Source organism: Pantoea sp. CFCC18177 (assembly GCF_059412425.1).
Window position 1 is genome coordinate 1 of record NZ_JBNBPL010000034.1, and the last position, 19,444, is coordinate 19,444.

The 19,444-nt window shown below is 55.2% G+C and carries 23 protein-coding genes; 6 read left to right on the forward strand and 17 right to left on the reverse strand.

The genetic code is table 11. The annotated features are described in order from the left end of the window. Positions 1-185 precede the first annotated feature (185 nt). The 11 genes from ACPUC8_RS23800 to ACPUC8_RS23850 all read right to left on the reverse strand — a co-directional run bounded on the left by ACPUC8_RS23800 (position 186) and on the right by ACPUC8_RS23850 (position 10,315). Positions 186-692, reverse strand: a complete 507-nt coding sequence (locus tag ACPUC8_RS23800; RefSeq protein ID WP_494927533.1) for a flavin reductase family protein — start codon at positions 690-692, stop codon at positions 186-188. After that, on the reverse strand, positions 692-1,714 hold the full coding sequence (locus tag ACPUC8_RS23805) for an aldo/keto reductase (RefSeq protein ID WP_494927534.1): 1,023 nt from the start codon (positions 1,712-1,714) through the stop codon (positions 692-694). Before ACPUC8_RS23805 ends, ACPUC8_RS23800 begins: the two co-directional genes overlap by 1 nt. A 32-nt stretch (positions 1,715-1,746) precedes the next feature. Next, positions 1,747-2,148 (reverse strand): RidA family protein, encoded by a 402-nt coding sequence (locus ACPUC8_RS23810; RefSeq protein ID WP_058972416.1) that lies wholly within the window; start codon positions 2,146-2,148, stop codon positions 1,747-1,749. Positions 2,149-2,173: 25 nt separating this feature from the next. Continuing rightward, complete coding sequence (locus ACPUC8_RS23815; RefSeq protein ID WP_494927535.1) at positions 2,174-3,115, reverse strand: ABC transporter permease; 942 nt, start codon at positions 3,113-3,115, stop codon at positions 2,174-2,176. Beyond that, complete coding sequence (locus ACPUC8_RS23820) at positions 3,097-4,194, reverse strand: ABC transporter permease (protein ID WP_494927536.1); 1,098 nt, start codon at positions 4,192-4,194, stop codon at positions 3,097-3,099. The genes ACPUC8_RS23815 and ACPUC8_RS23820 overlap by 19 nt, the downstream gene beginning before the upstream one ends. Then, positions 4,187-5,695, reverse strand: a complete 1,509-nt coding sequence (locus ACPUC8_RS23825) for an ABC transporter ATP-binding protein (RefSeq protein WP_494927537.1) — start codon at positions 5,693-5,695, stop codon at positions 4,187-4,189. The genes ACPUC8_RS23820 and ACPUC8_RS23825 overlap by 8 nt, the downstream gene beginning before the upstream one ends. 3 nt (positions 5,696-5,698) lie before the next feature. Next, a complete protein-coding gene (locus ACPUC8_RS23830) occupies positions 5,699-6,661 on the reverse strand; it encodes a BMP family protein (RefSeq protein ID WP_058972419.1) in 963 nt (320 codons plus the stop codon). Positions 6,662-6,719: 58 nt separating this feature from the next. Then, complete coding sequence (locus ACPUC8_RS23835) at positions 6,720-7,844, reverse strand: LLM class flavin-dependent oxidoreductase (protein WP_494927538.1); 1,125 nt, start codon at positions 7,842-7,844, stop codon at positions 6,720-6,722. A 16-nt stretch (positions 7,845-7,860) separates the two neighbouring features. Further along, on the reverse strand, positions 7,861-8,667 hold the full coding sequence (locus ACPUC8_RS23840; RefSeq protein WP_039335562.1) for an alpha/beta fold hydrolase: 807 nt from the start codon (positions 8,665-8,667) through the stop codon (positions 7,861-7,863). 227 nt (positions 8,668-8,894) lie between these two features. Further along, positions 8,895-9,782: a LysR family transcriptional regulator gene (locus tag ACPUC8_RS23845; protein WP_283228481.1), complete on the reverse strand. Its 888-nt coding sequence runs from the start codon at positions 9,780-9,782 to the stop codon at positions 8,895-8,897. Between the two features lie 74 nt (positions 9,783-9,856). After that, complete coding sequence (locus tag ACPUC8_RS23850) at positions 9,857-10,315, reverse strand: Lrp/AsnC family transcriptional regulator (RefSeq protein WP_039335564.1); 459 nt, start codon at positions 10,313-10,315, stop codon at positions 9,857-9,859. 167 nt (positions 10,316-10,482) lie between these two features. On the opposite strand from ACPUC8_RS23850, the gene ACPUC8_RS23855 reads away from it, so the two are divergent. Then, a complete protein-coding gene (locus ACPUC8_RS23855) occupies positions 10,483-10,905 on the forward strand; it encodes a DUF2000 domain-containing protein (RefSeq protein WP_039335565.1) in 423 nt (140 codons plus the stop codon). Here ACPUC8_RS23855 and ACPUC8_RS23860 read toward each other — a convergent pair. Then, complete coding sequence (locus ACPUC8_RS23860; protein WP_494927539.1) at positions 10,902-11,804, reverse strand: AraC family transcriptional regulator; 903 nt, start codon at positions 11,802-11,804, stop codon at positions 10,902-10,904. The genes ACPUC8_RS23855 and ACPUC8_RS23860 overlap by 4 nt on opposite strands. Positions 11,805-11,903: 99 nt before the next feature. Between ACPUC8_RS23860 and ACPUC8_RS23865 the strand changes: the two genes are divergently transcribed. Next, complete coding sequence (locus ACPUC8_RS23865; RefSeq protein WP_494927540.1) at positions 11,904-12,650, forward strand: SDR family oxidoreductase; 747 nt, start codon at positions 11,904-11,906, stop codon at positions 12,648-12,650. Between the two features lie 129 nt (positions 12,651-12,779). After that, on the forward strand, positions 12,780-13,241 hold the full coding sequence (locus tag ACPUC8_RS23870; RefSeq protein WP_494927541.1) for a GNAT family N-acetyltransferase: 462 nt from the start codon (positions 12,780-12,782) through the stop codon (positions 13,239-13,241). On the opposite strand, the gene ACPUC8_RS23875 is transcribed toward ACPUC8_RS23870, so the two are convergent. From ACPUC8_RS23875 to ACPUC8_RS23885, 3 genes are all read right to left on the reverse strand, one after another. Continuing rightward, entirely contained in the window at positions 13,238-13,636 is a 399-nt protein-coding gene (locus ACPUC8_RS23875; RefSeq protein WP_494927542.1) for a nucleotide triphosphate diphosphatase NUDT15, read from the reverse strand. The two genes, ACPUC8_RS23870 and ACPUC8_RS23875, sit on opposite strands and share 4 nt — an antisense overlap. A 467-nt stretch (positions 13,637-14,103) precedes the next feature. After that, complete coding sequence (locus ACPUC8_RS23880) at positions 14,104-14,610, reverse strand: DUF1543 domain-containing protein (protein ID WP_494927543.1); 507 nt, start codon at positions 14,608-14,610, stop codon at positions 14,104-14,106. Between the two features lie 92 nt (positions 14,611-14,702). After that, entirely contained in the window at positions 14,703-15,854 is a 1,152-nt protein-coding gene (locus ACPUC8_RS23885) for an MFS transporter (protein ID WP_494927544.1), read from the reverse strand. Positions 15,855-15,976: 122 nt separating this feature from the next. On the opposite strand from ACPUC8_RS23885, the gene ACPUC8_RS23890 reads away from it, so the two are divergent. Both ACPUC8_RS23890 and cybB read left to right on the forward strand, forming a co-directional pair. Next, on the forward strand, positions 15,977-16,471 hold the full coding sequence (locus ACPUC8_RS23890; protein ID WP_494927545.1) for a MarR family transcriptional regulator: 495 nt from the start codon (positions 15,977-15,979) through the stop codon (positions 16,469-16,471). Positions 16,472-16,562: 91 nt separating this feature from the next. Then, positions 16,563-17,102 (forward strand): cytochrome b561, encoded by a 540-nt coding sequence (gene cybB / locus ACPUC8_RS23895; protein ID WP_494927546.1) that lies wholly within the window; start codon positions 16,563-16,565, stop codon positions 17,100-17,102. Here the strand turns inward: cybB and ACPUC8_RS23900 are convergent. After that, complete coding sequence (locus tag ACPUC8_RS23900) at positions 17,099-17,941, reverse strand: helix-turn-helix domain-containing protein (RefSeq protein WP_494927547.1); 843 nt, start codon at positions 17,939-17,941, stop codon at positions 17,099-17,101. The genes cybB and ACPUC8_RS23900 overlap by 4 nt on opposite strands. Before the next feature lie 109 nt (positions 17,942-18,050). On the opposite strand from ACPUC8_RS23900, the gene ACPUC8_RS23905 reads away from it, so the two are divergent. Next, positions 18,051-19,049, forward strand: a complete 999-nt coding sequence (locus ACPUC8_RS23905) for a methyltransferase domain-containing protein (RefSeq protein WP_494927548.1) — start codon at positions 18,051-18,053, stop codon at positions 19,047-19,049. Here ACPUC8_RS23905 and ACPUC8_RS23910 read toward each other — a convergent pair. Then, complete coding sequence (locus ACPUC8_RS23910; protein WP_039333875.1) at positions 19,033-19,386, reverse strand: MmcQ/YjbR family DNA-binding protein; 354 nt, start codon at positions 19,384-19,386, stop codon at positions 19,033-19,035. The genes ACPUC8_RS23905 and ACPUC8_RS23910 overlap by 17 nt on opposite strands. Between the last annotated feature and the right edge of the window lie 58 nt (positions 19,387-19,444).

Below are 19,444 nucleotides of genomic sequence, written 5' to 3' on the forward strand. Positions count from 1 at the left end.
ATAGTGAGTCTCCTCTGCTATGCCAATTTATAACTGTTACCCATGTGCCCGGTCTAAAGTGTTACCTATGTGCCCGGTTTGCACCTCAATGCGCACCCTACAAAAAACCGCGCCGATCGTCGTAGGGTTGCCATTTATGGCGACCAACAGCGTTGAAGGGGCGGCCATCACGCCGCCCGCTGCCGCTACAATTCACTCAGCTGATGAAACCCACGGTCGAGATACACCAACGGACGCGCATCGACTCTAGGGTGCATCACTTCCGTCACTTCACCGAGGAAAATCGCGTGGGTATGCCAGTCAACGATGTTGGCCACGCGGCACGAAAACGCCACCAGCGCGTCGGCTGCCATCGGTGAACCCTGCGCATCATCCTGCCATTGACCGGAGGCAAAACGTTCATCACGACGTGCCGAGTTGCTGAAAACATCGACCAGTTCTAACGCTTCTGCCGCCAATACGTTGACGCAAAAATGGCTACTCTTCGCAATCATCTCAAACATTGAAGCGCTGCGGTTGACGCATACCAACAGCGTTGGCGGTTCCGCACTGACGGAGGTCACTGCTGTGGCAATCATTCCGCCGGGCAGCTGATTGAAGCGTGTAGTAATCAGGCAAACGCCAGCGGCGAGCTGGCGCATTCCGCCACGATAGGCATCGGCAACAGAGGGTAAAACCAGAGCGTCTGTCATCATGCCCCCTCGCTAAAGGAACGAGCAATCCGCCCTTCAATCGGATGATGAGGATCAACCGGTCCGAGGGTAGAGCTTTTACCGGGTGAGACTAAGCGATCGCAAAACACCTCATCATCCTCTGTCCAGGGACACTCCAGCGCAGCACGGCCATCTTGCCACTGCTCGAAAGTGCGCGGCCCTACTAACGTGCTGGTCACGAGATGATTGCGCATCACCCATTGCTGCGCGAAATGCGCTGGTTTACGTCCGGTACGTTCGGCATAGGCTGCCAGCTCACTCGCCACCTGCAAGGATTCCGGTCGCCATTCGGCTTCCATCATGCGGGGGTCGGCGCGTCCCGCGCGGCTGTTGCTATCCGGAGCGGCGCCAACCGCGTACTTCCCGGTCAGAATGCCGCGTGCTAACGGGCTGTAGCAGACAGCGCCTGCGCCGAAATACGCGGCGGACGGCAACACTTCCACCTCGGCTTCGCGGTTCACCAGATTATACAGTGGCTGGGTGGCAACCGGCCCGCAGATGCCCGCTTCCCGTGCCAAATGCACGGTCTCCGCTAAGCGCCAGGCTTTGAAATTGGACACCGCAAAGTAACCGATTTTGCCTTCACGAATCAGGTCAGCAAAGGCTAAGACCATCTCTTCCAGCGGTGCGGCAAAATCGGCTTTGTGCATATAGAGCACGTCGATGTAATCGGTGCCGAGCCGTGCTAATGAGCCATGTACCGCTTCACGGATCCATTTGCGCGACATGCCGCGTTGATTCGGCCCATCACCCATTGGGTTGCCGACTTTGGTCGCCAGCACCCAACTGTGACGATCGGTGGCGATCGCCCGGCCGACCACGCGCTCAGATTCACCCTTGTTGTACATATCGGCGGTATCGATAAAGTTGACGCCACTGGCGCGGGCGTCCGCAATGATGCGCTGTGAAGTGGCTTCATCCGTGGCACCACCAAACATCATGGTGCCAAGGCAGATTTCAGAGACCTTCAGCCCACTGCGCCCGAGATAACGGTATTGCATGCAAACATCCTCAGTGCGATTAAAGTCAGCTATTATTGCGGGATCACGGCGGTAGTGGCGATCTCCACCAGGAACTCTGGACGTACCATCTCCAGCTTCACGCAGAAACGCGCTGGCAGAATGGTCGGGAAATAGCTCACGTAGATTTCGTTGAATTTGTGGTAATCGTCGAGGTCGCGCAGGAAGATCTGATTCATCACCACGTGATCCATACTGCTGCCAGCTGACTCCAGCACCACTTTGATGCTGTCGAGCACGCGACGGGTTTGCACTTCAATGTCGCCAATACCCACAAGGCTGCCATCCACCGGATCGGTAGACAGCATCCCGGCGACGTAAACATGGTTGCCGGCTTTTACGCCCCAGTTGAGGTGGTTAAGCCCTGTGGCGGTTTTCCCGATAATCCAGCCTTCCGGATTGATTGCCTGATTCATCTTCTTCTCCTGATTATTGAAATGATTAACTTCTGGAACCGCGTAAGAAAGGCCGCCCGAGATCAGCAGGCGCTGCGCCTGCTTTACCCATCATCACCCAGGCAATCAGCGCCACGGCAAACGGCATCGCCATTAACAGTGATGGCGCGATATTCACGCCGATGTACTGCCCCTGGAACTGCAAGGCTTCGAGCAGGCCAAGTACAATCGCCACCAGCAGCACGCGCAGCGGCATCCAGCGCGCAAAGATCGTGATTGCAATCGCCAGATAGCCACGCCCGGCCGTCATGTTGTCAACGAAGGTGCCACCCGAAGCCACGATGCACAGATAGGCTCCGCCTAATCCGGCCATCACGCCGGTGAACAAGGTGGCGCTAAAGCGGATACTTAGCACGGAGTGACCGGCTGCATCGGCGGCAATGGCGTTCTCACCCACAGCACGGATCAATAAACCCGCGCGGGTGAAGCGCAACAGCGCCCAGAGCGCCACCGCGACCAGTACCGCGATGTAGAACACCGGGCTTTGAGAAAACAGTGCACGACCCACCACCGGTAAATCTGACAGCCCCGGCAACTTCATCATGGAAACAGCCCGCATCGATCCCGCTGGTGGCGCGCCACTCAGCCACAGCTGACGCATCAACGAAGTCACGCCAATGGCAAACAGGTTAAAACCAATGCCCATGACTATCTGATTGGCGCGCGCCAGTACCGTGCCCAGTGCCAGCAGCAGTGCAGCCAGGCAGCCCCCTGCCATGCCGGTCAGCAGCGCGATAATCGGTGAACCGCTGAACATTAATCCCAGTGCGGAAGACGCAGCCCCGAACAACATCAAGCCTTCCAGTCCGATGGTAAAAACCCCTGCGCGCTCAGAAATAGTTTCGCCCAACGCCGCCAGTAACACCGGGACGCAGAGACGTAATCCCCCCGCCAGAAACAGCGCCAGGGTTACAGTGTTGAATTCCATACCGGCCTCCCTTTCACCAGCATCACGCCGCTCAATACCGCCAGAATCAAAATCGGCATGCCGCCCAGCACATCAGCCAGCGCTGCCGGAATCGAGAAGGTGCTCTGTAATGCCAGCGCTGCGCTATTGATTGCGCCAAAATAGAACGAGACGATGACTGCACCGAACGGCTGCAGCCCAGCTAAAAACGACACCGCTAATCCCTCGAATCCCAACCCAGAGGAAAAGCCGTCGATCAGTCGATACTGCACGCCCAGCACTTCAAAAGTCCCTGCCAGCCCGCTGACCGCGCCGGAAATGGCCATGCTGGTCAGCACGGTTTTCGTCGCCGATTGGCCCTGCAACCGGACAAAACGGGGGCTTTGTCCGCTGGCACGTAACCGAAGACCAAACGCGGTGTGGTTCAGCATCACCCATACGGCCAAGGCAATCAGCAGTGCCAGAAACACCCCAGCATGCAGGCGCGAGCCCTCAATGACCTGCTGGAATACGCCATCCGTGGGAATCTGTGCAGACATATTGAAATTGGAACCCACAGGACGCATCGGCCCTTGCACCAGATATTTCAGCGTGTAGATGGCGATAAAGTTCATCATTAGCGTCACGATGATTTCATCTACGCCGCGCCACACTTTCAGTAAGGCTGGAATTGCGCCCCATATTGCCCCACACAGCGCACCACTCAGAATGGCCAACGGCAACAGCAAAGGGCCGACATCGCCTAACGCCAAAAACGGCAACATGGCACCGATAGCCCCCATTTGCAGCTGCCCCTCACCGCCGAGATTGAACATCCCGCCACGGATGGCAATTAAAGCCCCGAGCGCCACTAACAGACGCGGCGTCATAAATACCAGCGTATCGGAGAGCGCACGCACCGAACCTAATGCGCCCTCAAAGGCGGTGCTGATCGCGGCTTGCAGCGGCACGCCAAGCGCGGCGATCAGCGCCAGGCCGAGGATCAGCGATCCTATAAAGGCGGTGAGCGTGACCCACAGCGAACGTGATGCGCTGAGCTGGATTAGCCAGCGACGCAAGCCCGCGCGGGTTTCCGTCAGTGCGGCCATAGATTCAGACATGTACTCCTCCTGCAGCCTTTACTGGCTCGCTGCGACCAGAAGTCATCAGCGTGCCAATCCGTTCAATGTTCATCGCCTCGCCGGTGACTTCACCGGTAATGCGCCCCCCGTTCATCACCACAATGCGATCGGACACACGAATCAGTTCTTCGATATTGGAAGAGATGATCAAAACTGTGGTACCTGCGTCCGCAGCCTCTGCCAGTCGCATCAGCACGGCTTCAGCCGCTGCGATATCCAGCCCGCGCGTCGGCTGATACACCACGATGATCGAGGCCGACTGCGCCATGGCTCGTGCCACCACAATTTTCTGTTGATTACCGCCTGACAATGAACGCGCCGGACTGGCGTGAGAGTGGGTGCGAATATCGGATTGGTCGATCATCTCGTTGGCACGAACGGCAATCGCCGCGTGATTGAGCAAACCAAAACGGCGATAAGCACCCTGCATAATGTCGGGATAAAGCAGGTTATGTGACACCGGCAGATCCAGTGATAGACCTTCGTGATGACGGTCCTGCGGTACCAGTGCCAACGTGATTTGAGCATGGCTGCGTTGGACCTCACCGCTCTCTGGCTGCTGCTCTCCCGCCAGCACGGCAAACAACTCGCTCTGCCCATTGCCTTCAACGCCCGCGACGCCAATCACTTCGCCTGCATTTAGCGTCAGGTTGATATCCTGCAAGCCGGGAGAGCCGTTGCCTGGCCGCTGATGGACTGACAACAACTGCAGTTGCGCTTCGCCCGCCGCACGCTGTGCCCCGAGCCGCGTGCCGCTGCTGACTGCACGGCCAACAATCATCTCGACTAATTGCGCTGCTGAACTGTCTGCTGTCATCCCACTACCGCTGTTTTTACCCCGGCGTAAGATGGTGTAACGGTCGGCATTGGCCAGTACCTCATCCACGTTATGGGTGACCACTGCCACGGCGGTCCCCTTATCACTGATGCGGCGCAGCGTGACGTAGAGATCGCGGATCTCCGTGGGTGTGAGAATGGTGGACGGCTCATCCAGCAGCAGCACTCGGGTGTCGTTTACCAGCGCCTTGAGGATCTCGACCCTTTGTTGCAACGCCAGCGGCAAATGACCGACGATGTCAGTGGGATTCAGTTCAACGCCGTAACGCTGAATGAAAGCACGAATATCAGCGTGACGGCGTAACTTTTTACGCTGTTCACCGCGCGCTACCAGCGCCAGGTTTTCGGCGACGGTAAAAGGTGCCACCAGTTTGAAATGCTGATGTACCATCCCGATACCGTTGGCGATAGCATCGGCGGGCCGACGATGGAGCACTTGTCGCCCGCCCATCAGCACGCCGCCTTCGCTCGGTTCGTGCACGCCATACAGAATGTTCATTAAAGTGGATTTACCCGCCCCGTTCTCACCCAGCAACGCGTGAATTTCTCCGGGATAGAGTGACAGCGACACTTTTTCCAGCGCCACGAAACCATTCGGATAACGCTTCGAGACATGGTCGAGTTCAATGAGCGGGTCAGTCATCGGTTACTCCTCAATCTTGACCTTGCCAGACTTGAGGTCAGCAATGACCTGGAACACTTTGTCCTGCACCGATTTATCAACATGGGCAAACGGCGTCGACAGTGTCCAACCCTGAGTTGAAAGATTTTCGGTAATGATGCGATTGCCTAACTGGTGATCGGCATAGTGCTTGCCGATGTCCGCGTAGGATTTATCAAAGTTCATCACCGTTGAGGTCATGATGGAGTTCGGGAAGGATTTGGATTGATCGGTATAAGAACCGATGGTCAGCACGCCCTCTTCATCCGCGGCCTGTTGAATGCCCGCATCGGCGGTATCAGCAGACGGGATAACAAAATCAGCACCGCGCGCAATCGCCCCGGTGGCAATCTCTTTGGCGCGCGCCACATCGGTAAAGGAGCCGACATAAGCGGAATCAACCTGCACTTTCGGGTTCACATAGGCCGCGCCTTTCTTAATAAACTGCACGGTACGCTCAGCTGAAGGAATCGGCTCACCGCTGATCACCGCGATATGACCGGATTTACTGGCGCTGGCCGCCAGTGCCCCAAGTACGAACCCGTATTCGTCCCAGTCCACAGACCATGCAGAGTAGTTCGGCAAGTTAGCGGTAGAGCCTTCATAGGAGTAAAGCACGAACTGGGTATTTGGGAATGATGGTGCCACTTCTTTAATCGCGGCCGAATAGCCGGAAGAGTGGGCAATAATCAGTTTCACGCCATCAGAAGCGAGTTGGCGCAGTACCGAAGGCGCAGCTTCATAGGTGGTGTGCTCCAGATAACTTGGTGCAAAACCCTCTTTGTTTGCCATGGACTTGAAAGCCGCATAGCCCGCCATATCCCATGAGCCCTGCGTCACCGTTTGGGTGAATAACGCCGCCACACGCGGTTTGCTTTCGTCTGCCTGAACAGTGTTGCTGGCGAATACCGCCGCCACCGCTAACGCTACCATCATCTTTATTTTCATCGTTCGACTCCCGGCAAAGTAATTAAGGTTTATTGCAGAAGCGCTTTTAATAGCGCCCTTAGGATGCGTTTAATGATTTTTGATATGCCCGCGCGTGGGTGTTCACGCCGTGATGCTCCAGCACTTCCAGCACCTCGGTGCCGACGATGCGCAGGTCATCGATAAAGTCCGGCACAATCACGGTGACGCCATCCAGTTGCGCACCTTTAACGATCGCCGCCAGCTTGTTGCCGATGGTTTCAGCCGATCCCACCAGCGCCGCGCGCGTCATGGAATTGCGCTGCTCACCCTGTGAAACAAAGCGTTGCGCCATGGTGTTTTGTTTAAAGCTCTTATCACCGGAGTATTCGCGGGTCTGATTGTCCAGCGCGATGGTGTCAACGCCTGCGTCATACAACGCCACACGCTCACGCGCTTCGGCATCGGTAGCGCCCGGCACGATGGTGAATAAGCCGTAGGTTTTGAAATCGGGTTTACCCTGCTGCATCGCCAACTCTTTGGCGCGCAGCCCGGTTTTAATGAAGTCATCATGATCTGAACCGAGCATAAAGCTGCCGGTGCAGTGCTCCATGGTGAACAGGAAGCCGCGATCCGAGGCACCCGCACAGATGATGGGTGGAACAGACTTAGGTTTCGGATTCGACATGCAGTCCGTGAGCTGATAGTGCTTGCCCTGATGATCAACCCGATCTTCACTCCACAAGCGTTTCAGCACCGTCAACCACTCGGCGGCCAGCTCGTAGCGTTCGGCGTGATCGAGATCCATCCACAATCCCATCTGGCCCTGATCGGTAGGATTCGAACCGGAAACGATGTTGAGGCCAAAACGTCCGTTGGAGATCTGATCCAGCACGGCGGTCATTTTTGCCACCACCGCCGGATGAAACACCATGGTGTGCACCGTGCCCCAGACGCCAATGCGGCTGGTGGCTTCGGCCAGGCCCGCCATGGTGGTCAGGCTTTCTAACGTGACATCCCAGTGACGTGATGGACCGCCGTAGCCGCGCCATTTCGCCATCGATAACGCGAAATCGAATCCGAGCTGTTCCGCCAGAATCGTCACCTGTTTGTTGTAATCATAGGTTGCTGGCAACTGAGGGCTGGTCGTGGAGGTGATCCAGCCGCCATTACCTACCGGCAAAAACACACCGAACTCGACATTGCGATTTTCACAACTGCTCATCAAGACGCTCCTTAATTCATGACGCTGACGCGTAAATGCCCGCGATAAACTCGCGTGTGATTTGGTTAAACAGATCGGTTTCGGTCTCGGAAAAGCTGTGGCCACCGTGCGGCACGATTTTCAGTTCGGCGTGCGGGATATTTTCCGCCAGCAAGCGCGACTGATAAGGCGGCGTCAGGATGTCGTCCTGCGCGCACAGCACCAGCGTGGGCGTTTGAACATCGGCCAGAAGCGCAGTGGCATCGTGCGCCATAATGGCGTCAATGCGGCTCAGTACTACTTCGCGAGCCGGGAAACGCGTGGCCGAAGCCAGCAAGGTTGGCGACAGCGTGGCGGCATGGTTTTTAATGTGCTCTGGCGGATACAGGAACAGCGCGCTGCCGTGCACATACTCTTCTATTGTGCTGCCGAGCAGCAGCGCACGGCGCATGCGGAAGCACCAGTTAAAATGCATATCGGATTTCGCCCAACTGGCGTATTGCACCATGCCTGCGAGCAAATCCGGATGACGCGCTGCCAGCAACTGGCCAATCGCACCACCGGTTGAGTGACCAATCAGCACCGGGCGCGCTAACTTCAGTTCTGCTATCAGCGCCGCTAAATCTTCCACCAGAGTAGCAATGCTGTAAGGTCCGGCTGGATGGTCTGAACTGCCTGCGCCGCGTTGATCGTAAGTCACCACGGTATAGTCTTGTGCAAAGGCTTTGACCTGTGGCTGCCAGTACGCGGCAGTGCCTCCTAATCCGGAGACAAAAATAATTGCCGGACCCGTTCCTTCAATTTCGTAATGCGTTCGAATTCCGTTAGTCATTATGTCCGGCATGGCTTTCCCCTTGTTGGCGTATACGTTTCAGGTTCTGATTGAAATTCTTCGATGGGCAATAGATATCATGCACGTTGCCACCAGCTGTAATATCGAATGCAGCACACCGTGTTGCCGCTTTTAGAACACCTGAAGCGTGTGAAATAACCCGGTCAATTTCCTCACTTTTTATTCCACCAATAAGGGAAAGTTATTATGAAAGAGGTGGTTAAGGCTGCTAAATATCGTTAGTTAAATTCCCGGCAAACATGCTTAAGGAACTGATGCGCGGCAAAAGAGAGGGTGCGATCGCGATGGACGCATATTTCAATGTTGGCCGATTCCATCGCGTCATTATCAATCGGGATAGCACGCAACATATTCTGCTCAATCTCTCGCGCGGCAATCTGTTTGGGCCCGATGGTCAACGTGCGCCCCGCTATCGCCATGGCTTTGGTGAGTTCAAGGTTGTTGGTATTGACGATAGATTGCGGATGCAGATGCAAACTGCGCGTGACCCGGTCAAAGGTTTGCCGCATGCCAAAACTGGAAACCGGCAAGGCGATAGGATAAAAACAAATATCTTCCAACGTGAGAGACGCGTGTTGGGCCAACGGATGTTGCGGCGAGACCAGGCACTGAATTGGTGCAGGACAGCGCTTAATCACTTCTATTCCAGGGCGGTCGCCCATATTGAACACAATGCCAATATCAATCTCGTCACGAATAATGGCTTCGATAGTGCGGTCTGACGATTCGCTATTTATTGAGAACTGTATCGCCGGGTAATGCTCATTAAAATCGGTCATGATGCGCGGCAAAATCGCCTGTACCACCGCTTCAATTACCCATATTTTCACTTCCCCTTCACGCAGCCCTTTTAAATTCTTGATGGATTCATGGATGCGGTCGAGATCACGACACATCTTGCGCGTAAAGCGCTCCAGCATCATACCGGCGGGCGTCAAACGAATGCCGGTGTTGGTTCGCTCCAGCAACATCACACCCAGCGTGTGTTCCAGTAAGGCTATCTGCCGACTGATCGCCGATGGCGCAACGTGCATTCGGTCTGCCGCACGCCGGATCGAACCGGTGGCGGCCACTTCATTGAAGTATTTGTAGGTATTGAGGTTCACGGACATCTCCAGCAAAAGACGGCATTTATTGCTGGAGAGGATGCAAGAGTTATTCCATTCGTTGGGGGTATGGTTTACAACGGTAAACCCGTCATCCCTTTCACTTCTTTCAACACAAACATGCTCTGCATCTCTTTAATACCCGGCAAGCGGCGAATCACTGACATAGCAAATTCCGCGTAAGCATCCATATCCGCAGAAACCACCTGTAATAAGAAATCGGCATCGCCACCAATGCTGTAGCAAGAAACCACATTGTCGAGCGCCGTGACTTCTGCTTCAAACTTCCGCGCTTCGGCTTCGCTATGGCTGTCGATGGTGACTCGCACAAAGACCATCACATTCAGGCCAATCTTGCGACGATTGAGGACAGCGCGATATCCCTGGATAACCTGATCCTCTTCCAGCTTGCGGACTTTACGCCAGGTAGGCGATGCAGAGAGACCAATGGTATCGGCGAGTTGTTGATTGGTGATGCGCGCATCCTGCTGCAAGAGTTCGAGGATGTTGAGATCAGTCTTGCTTAGGCTCATTGAAGGATAATCCTTTCCTGTAATGGATGATTAAGGAACGGTTTATCCCTAAATGACGATTTTTGCAATGTATTACGCAAGCACTTTTCTCTTTGTCTGAAGCATAATTTTTATCAGCTGAAACGAGCAGCGCCCAAGAAGAACTCAACATCTCAAGGAGTGAACTGATGCAATTCGATGCAAACCATCACCGCTGTACCATTGTTATCGACAACCAACTGCCTGCCGGGCTGGCGATGAATGCTGCCAGCGTGATTGGTATCAGTTTTGGCAAGTTAATCGATAATTTGGTCGGGCCAGACCAGCAAAGCGGCGATGGATTGAATTATCCCGGCGTGATATACGCGCCTCTACCAGTGTTGCTGGCCGAGGGAAACACCTTGCGCGAGCTACAAAAAACCAGTAGTGCGGATGTTGAAATCTTTGCCATGCCCTTCAGCGCACTGGCTCAATCCTGCAAAACCTATGATGAGTACGGCGAGCGTATTGCCAGCGCTCACAGTGAAAATATTGAACTGGTGGCCATCGGCCTGATTGGGCCTAAGAAGAAAATTACCCGCCTGACGGGCAATCTGAAACTCTACCGCTAAACCGCCTCTGCAGCGGCAAACCCTGCGGGGGGTTGACCCACATAACGGGTAAACGCCACGCTGAAGGCGCTAGCCGAACGGTACCCCACGCGTTCAGCCACCTCTGCCACGGCCATGTTTTTACCGCGCAGCAAGTTTTTGGCCAGTGCCATGCGCCAGGTGAGCAGATACATCATCGGCGCGACGCCCACCGCTTCACGAAAGCGTACAAAGAAAGCAGAGCGTGAGAGTGCAGCGGTTTTCGCTAGTTGGGCAACCGTCCAGGCGTGCGCCGGATTGGCGTGCATTTCACGGATAGCCGATGCCAGGCGTTCATCCGCCAAGCCACGCATCACACCTGGGCAGGCGTTGCAGAGTGGCATCGATCGCAGCGCCTCTATCAATAGCAGTTCCAGCAATCGCTCTAACACCACATGCCGTGCTGGGCGCTGTGCCCGGCACTCATCCATCACCAGTTGTACCAAAGTGGCGAGACGTGATTCACCACGAATATGCATAAACTGAGGCAATAACGAGACGATCAATCCCGCATCGGGCGCAGCAAACTGGCAATAACCTATTAGCGTTTGCACTTCTGCTGGCTGCTGCCGATCGCCGATCCAAAACTCACCGGGACCGAGCATCTCTGGCAACGTTTCAGGTGCATCAATGTCCGGCGGCTCGGCGCTGGTCATGCAAAATTCCCACGCGGCTGGGATCAGCACAAAATCGCCCTGCTCCAGCGCAATCGGATCTTGCCCTTTCATCTTTAACTGACTGCGGCCTTCCAGCACCAGACAGTAGAAAGGCTGTCCGGTTTCACTGCGCTGCACACGCCAGCGACCATTAGCACGCGCACGTTTTGAAAAGGCCGCTTGTGGTTGTAGCAGCGACACCATCTCCGCTAAGGGATCGATCATTATGGACTCCTGCGAATGAATAATGGACGTTGCGTTGTAGTGAGTCCACATCACTGACTCTATAGTGAGCATCTACCCAATGCAATGCAGGAGTGAAAGATGAAAACCATTCTAATCACCGGCTGTTCTTCTGGCTTTGGTCACGCGACGGCACTCTATTTTCTGGAGCGCGGCTGGAAGGTGATCGCGACCATGCGCAATCCGCGCCCTGAACTTTTCCCTGTGTCTGATCATCTGCGCCTGTTGCCCTTGGATGTCAGCAACGCCGACAGCATCAAGCAGGCTATTGCCGAGGCGGGTGACATTGATGTGCTGGTGAATAACGCAGGAATAGGCGTGCTGAGCGCGCTGGAAGGCCTGCCGATGTCAACGGTGCGCGAGGTATTCGAGACTAACACCCTCGGTACCATTGCCATGACGCAGGCTGTGCTGCCGCAGTTTCGCGCCAAGCGCGGCGGCACGGTGATCAATGTGACATCGACAGTAACGCTGAAATCACTGCCGCTGCTGGCGGTGTATTCCGGCAGTAAGGCTGCCGTGAATGCCTTTACCGAGTCGCTGGCGCTGGAGTTACAGCCCTTCAACGTCAATGTTCGCCTGGTGTTGCCGGGCCTCGCCCCCACCACCGATTTCGGTAAAAACGCCATGTCACGAATGGAGGAGACTTTCCTCGAAGCCTATCAGCCGATGCTGGAGGGGATCATGGCGGGGATGCAGCAACCCCAGCCCACCACCAAAGCCGAAGATGTTGCCGAGGCGGTGTGGCGCGCAGCCACCGATCCTAACGCGCCGATGCGTATTCCGGCTGGCGAAGACGCGGTGGCCGTTGCGAATGAAGTCAGGTAGTTGCTGTTGTCGCGGCGGCCCTCGGGCCGCCCGTCACCTTTCCCTTGAATGCATCCAAACTATGGGTAATGGCAATCTTAGAAACGAACCGCTATGTTATTTCCCTCTTGGGGAAATGGAGGTTCACTGATGCAAATTAGCCTGCTGACCAACCAAATGGCGTTGCTGAATGACGTGACACAGATGTTGCATCGTGAATGGTGCGATCTTGCTAATTGGTGTGATGTTGCTGTGATTGAACAGCGATTACGGCAGCGCAATGCCGCTGATGCCCAAACCCTCACCTTGGTCGCCACCAGCACTGAAGGTGAACTGATGGCCACCGCCAGTATTATCCATTACGAATTAGATGATCACGCCGAGCGTGAGTTTTGGTTGGGCGAGGTGATAACGGCGAGAGAACATCGCGGCAAAGGACTGGCGAGTGCCTTAGTCACACGATTAATTGCCGAAGCGCGCGCAAGATCGATCCCCACACTCTGGTTGTATACGCCGGATCAACAGGCACTTTATCGCCGCTTTGGCTGGCAGGATGTTGAGCAGCGGGAAATCTCAGGGGAAACGGTGACCATTATGGCCCTCGCGCTTTAAGACGCTTGTGCCAGTTGTTGCAGAGCCGCTAACCCATCACGCGCAATCCAGGTTCGCAGTGGCGCGAATAGCGGTTGCGGAAGATTTTCCGGGGCAAACCACTGCCAGCCTTCACATTTCTCCGGCTCGCGAGTTTGTGGTTCGCCTTGTGGGTCTTGCGCCACCAGCAGCAGCGTAATGTAGTGCTTATTGACCTCGGGAAAGACATCGCTGACAAACGCGCCGTTGTTTAACTCACCCAAGACTAAACCTGTCTCTTCCAGTACTTCCCTTCGCGCACAATCCTCCGGCGATTCACCAAACTCCAGATGCCCGCCGGGTGCTGACCAGTCTCCCGATCCGTGGCTGCCTTTGCGACGCCCCAGCAGTAATTTACCTTCGCGGAAAATCAACACCCCACTCCTACCTGTGGTGACATTACGGCTCCTGATTTTTACTGGTTAAAGTTGAAAATAGGTATTTTAAAGAAGTGCGCATAAATGCGCACCCTACAAGAACCGTGCTTCATCGCTGTTGGGTCATCATGAACGGCGCAGTAGAAGCATCATGGCCTCAGCCATTTTTTGCCCTTTTGACAACACTCACTGAAGGTGATGAGCAGGCTGGTGCCACACCGGGGCAGGCATCCGCAGCGCTGAGCTGAGCGAGTATGCCAGGAGAGCCCGCAGGACGCGGGCGAAAGGTGGCGCTGGAACATGGATGTTCCATCGGCACCGGTCCGTAAGGCAGACGAGTGAAGTGAAGGCACCGCGACAGCGGTGCGAGGACCGCCAGCCCCGGTGTGGCTCCAGACTGCGTTATCGTCAGTCACTTGAATCACAAGCTTTACACCATTTATGGCGACCAATAACAACGCACCAAATCACGCAATACCGATCGGCTGATAGCCCTGCCACTCAGGGCGGAAAGATTCGCCATTAGCGTCTGGGGTTAAGTGGATATACATATTCCCCACTTTTTCCAGCAACAAGCAATCATCCACATCCTTGAGATTGTCTTTATGCTGATGATCCGCACCCGGCAGCAGGTTGGCTAAACCTTTGGCTTTGGCTTCTTTAACATCCTTTGCCACAAACAGATCAAAGGCATGCAACTCCGCCAGCGTGGAGGGATGGTACGCACCGGCATTGACAAAGAACAGCTTTTCACTGCCAGTGGCGGGTTGATCAGACAAGGATACACGATAGCCATCCGCCCAAGTTACACGGGCATAGCCATCAACATGGATTTTATCGGCATCGCCAAACCAGGCTTCTCGCAGCGCGGGCCAGGCATCTTCTGGCTGTTCAGCGGCAACAAACTGAATGTCATGCACTTCAATATTAGATTTCCCGGCATTGCCGCCTACGTAAAAGATAAACAGATTCACGTGATCATTTCCTTTTGATGAACAAAGATAAGGCGAGAGCAGCGTTATAAAACATGATATACAACGAAACAACCGTTTCTTGCCGCAACCAATTATGCCATCTGCGGTTTGAACCGCCGCGCCATCATCATCAATATCACAATCCCTACACCCATCATTGCCCATGCGCTGTCTAACGAAGCCACGCGATCACGGACGATACCGGCAATCAGTGGCATCAACGCGGCCAGTAAATATCCCCCACCTTGCACGAAGGATAACAACGCGCCTGCTTCTTCTGGCGAATGTGCATGATCCAGAGTGACGATTAAGGAAAGCGGAAATAACGCACCAATCCCCAATCCCAGCAACAGAGTCGGAATCCAGGCATTGGCACCGCCAAGCCACATCAGGCTAAGCAACCCGAGTAAAATCGATGTGAGCACCAGCATAAGCGGGCCACGACGATCGCGGAAACGATGGATCAACGCCGTCAACACAAATCCCGCGACCACTTCTGTCAAGGTCAGCGCCCCCAGCACATAGCCGCTTTGCTGCGGCAGCCAGCCATATTGCATGTAAAACGGTGGCAACCAGGCTAACACCAGCGTATAGGCACCGGTTCCGATGCCAAAGAACACCATCAGCAGCCAGGCTCGACCGGATAATGCCACTTTAAGACGCGGTGGTGAAAGGGATGGCGCGCCAGGACGTAAGGTCATCAACCATAACAGCAGCGCAATCACCGCGGGTATCACCGGAATCGCCAATGTCATGCCCAAGCCACGTGCGTCGGCCAAGGGTGCAGCCGTGGCGGCAGCCAGCGCCGCACCAGCCATAATCCCGGTGGTGAAAAGCGCCATTAACGTGCCGGCGTTCGCCGCAAAATGGCGCTTAATCAACGCGGGCATCAAGGCTTGAATCAAGCCAATACCGACACCTGCCACCACGGCACTGACGATCAATACCCACGCGGATGGCGCCACACCGCGCGCCAGACAGGCCAACGCCAAAAGCACTAACCCTGCTGTAATGCCCCTGACTTCGCCCAACGCGCGCAGTAGCATTGGCCCAGCCAGCGCCGCCAGTCCCATCATGATTACCGGTAAAGTGGTGAGTAAACTCAGCAGCGTGGCATTAAGCTGCGCATCACGTTGCAATAACGGAAACAGCGGCCCCATTGCCGCCATAATCGGGCGTAAATTCAGTGCGATAATAAAAACCAGTACGGCAAACATGCCGATTGCAGGTAAGGTACGATTCACTTGGCATCTCCTTGTGCGTCAAAGTATCTTAACGTTAAGATACTTTTCGGCAGCGCGAAAGTGGGATGCGCACAAAGCAACAAATCATCAATGCAGAAATGCCACAGCACAAAGGGAGAAAAATGGCCGATCACGTCGACTTTGTAACGGAACAGTGGGCCAAGGCGATGCCTGAACTGGACGCCTCTTCCATGGCGGTATTTGGCCGCATGCTGCGCATCATGAAGCACCTCGCCATAGCGCGAGCGGAAGCGCTTGCCCCGTTTGATTTCCATGACGGCGAATTTGATGTGCTGGCCACGCTGCGTCGCGCGGGTGCACCCTATTGCCTTTCTCCTACGCAGTTGTACAAATCGCTGCTGGTCACCTCGGGGGCGATGACAAATCGTCTCAACCGCCTGGCCGAGGCCGGGTCTATCGAGCGCGTAGCCGATCCCGACGATAAGCGCAGTATGTTGGTCACGTTGACGGAGGCAGGACGTAAAAAGATTGAACAGGCATTGCTGGTGCATACCCAGACGCAAAATGCACTCCTCGCAACACTGGATGGCACACAGCAACAACAGTTGAAGCTGTTACTCAGTCAGTTACTGCAAGCAACTGAACACCAACCGTAAACATTGCTGCGAGGGATGTGTCAAAATATGAATTAATTCAGCGCGCTTTCCGCTATGTTACGTCGTATGCAACGCATTTTATGGATAATACATGAGCACTAAATACGCCCCCTCGCAGATTTTTCTCCACTGGCTAACCTTCGTGCTGGTGGCCACTGCTTATTGCACCATGGAGTTTCGCGGTCTGGCGACGCGTGGTTCATGGCAAGGATTTGCCATGATCATCGGTCATTTCAGCGCGGGCAGTTGTGTGCTGGTACTGATGCTCTCGCGCGTCATGCTGCGTTTCCGTCATCGTAGCCCGGCGATTGTGCCCAAACCGCCACACTGGCAAACCGGCCTGGCGCATCTGATGCATCTGGCGATCTACCTGTTCTTTATTGTGCTGCCTATCCTCGGGATTTTGTCGCGCTTCTATATGGGGCGCACCTGGTGGATTTTCGGCATTCCGATGCCGGTGAGCAGCAATCCCGACCCGGATTTTGCTGACAGCATTGCAGACTGGCATGAAACATTAGCCCCCTATGGTTACTGGCTCATCGGCATTCACGCTCTCGCCGCTCTGGCTCACCATTACCTGTTTAAAGACAACACGCTGCTGCGCATGATGCCCTCGCGCCGTTCGCGTTAATCCTGCCTTCTCCGCCCGGTAACCGCACTTGCTGGGCGGCCAAAATAGCGCTGAAACGCAACGCTAAAATTGCGTGGATACTGATAGCCCACCTGCCATGCCGCCTGTGCCACCTGATATCCCTGCTCCAGTAACTGGTGTGCATGCTCCATTCGCATCTGCAAAAGCAGCGCACCCGGCGTACAGCAAAAGTGATGCTGGAAGCCAGATTTCAGCTGGTATTCACTTAACCCCACAGCCAGTGCTAAGGTTGCGAGCGAGAAGTTTTCGGCCAGATGGTCGCGCATCCAGTCCCGTGCTTGCTCGACCTTCTCCACCTGCTGTGGGTGCCGTTTTTGCATAAGCGTCTCGGGCTGAAGCTGATGACGGTGTAGGGCCAGCAAGGTTAGCGCCTGTATCTCTAATAACAGCGGGTCATCATGCATGTGTCTGAGCTGTGCCGCAGTTGCTTGCCCATAGCGGCTAAACAGATGTCGCTGCAGATTGGGCTGCAACATAGGCTCCGCATTTGACTCGCCAAAATAGTGTCGGACACTGGCGGCGTTAAGGATCAAGCGTAATTGCTGCACCCGTTCACCCGCACGATACAGGCGCTCTCCCACGCTGCGTTGAAAGCTGGTGACGGTCAGGTGCCCGGCATTAAACGCGATTTCACGCCCGTTGCTTTCCCGGAAACGCGATGCGCCTTGCATGCCAAAGGTCAGCACCAGTTGCGGCTGATCGCTGCTGGCATGTGACGACTCATGCAAAGGCTGTAAGGGCCAGTAGTCCGACTGCACCAGACGCATGCCTTGTGCCAAATCGAATTGGCGCACGTGCAGCTTTCCGGGTTGTTGCATCATTTCTCCGTTTCGCAGAGTTAATCCACCGCCTCGCAGACAAATGAGAATAAATTGCATTCGCATGAAAGGCTAGTCTGGTGTTCTCACTCTCTGCACAGGACCTTTTATGCATTCACCTCTGCCAACACTGGACGCGCTGCTGGCGCAACATGCACTGAATGGTGCAATCGCGCTGGCATTCGATAGCCAACTGTTCGATTTCCTGGCGCTACCGGCAACAGCCCTCGAGGTCGCGCAGCATCATGACTGGCAGCCACAGCAGGCTAACCATCTCTTACGCTTACTCTGGAGCCTGGAATTGCTCACGCTGGAAGGCGATTGCTTTGTACTCGCGCCCGGTGCTCATCTGTTTCTGTGCAGCGGCGGTTCGCGCTTCATCGGTGATGCGTGGCGCTATCGCCATCAGGTATTGCAGCAATTTGCCCTGCGGCTACCTCAGTTGCTCACCCAACCGGCAACGGGCTGGCAAGATCCGCTGCAAATAGATACCGCCTGGGCCGATGCAGCACTGCATCAAATTGCTCAGGAACAGCGTGCACTCAGCGCAGAGACCGCCTGCGCTATCGCCGATAGACTGGCGGACTTTCAGCGTCCAGCGCTGTTATTGGATATGGGCGGTGGGCCGGGTTTGATCAGTATTGCTTTAGCAGAGCGATTTCCCCAGCTTTCCGCCATCGTGTTTGACTTGCCACAGACCGCCGCCGTGGCACAGCGGAATATCGAGAGAGCGGGACTGACCCACCGCTGTTGTGCTGTGGCGCAATTTCCGCCGCAGCGTCAGGTCGACATCATCTGGAGTTCATCGTTTCTCTATTTTATGGAGGATCGTCAGGCGATGCTGAGTGAGTGGTTTGCGCGGTTAAAACCCGGGGGGTTACTGATCAGTGCTCACGCCGAGGTGCCAGATAACCCCGCTGAGGCCCGACAGATCCTGCCTTTCTTCACGCCATTGATGATGCGAGGTTACAGTGTAACCGATGAGGGTGCTTTGGCTCTCGCGCTACAGCAAGCGGGGTTTGAGATTGAGGAGACGCAGCGCATGCTGCCGTTCCCGATGTCACCGCTGAACGTGATTCTGGCGCGACGACCTAAAACGTCAAGCTGAAGCTCTCATCCAGTAATGAAAGGATTTCACCGTCCGGCAGGCCATTTTCAAGCGTCAGGCTGATCCAGTGCTCTTTGTTCATATGATAAGCCGGATAGACGCCGTGCTGCTGGCGCAGTGAACCGGTGAGTTCCGGGCGGGTTTTGATATTCATCACATCGACCACGGTTCCCTCGGCTAAACCGAGTTTATGGCTCTCCAGCGGAAACACCAGTGCAAACCATTTGCGGTGACGCGGATGGCGCAGCACCGCATATGCGCTGTGTTTCTTCCACGGGTAATCAGGTTCGATCTGGTAGGTTTGGCTGATGTGCTTGAACAGATTCTGGCGGTTCATTGCGGCTCCTTTGGAAGCACATTAATGGTAGCGGCGCGATTTATCGCGCCGCTCCACA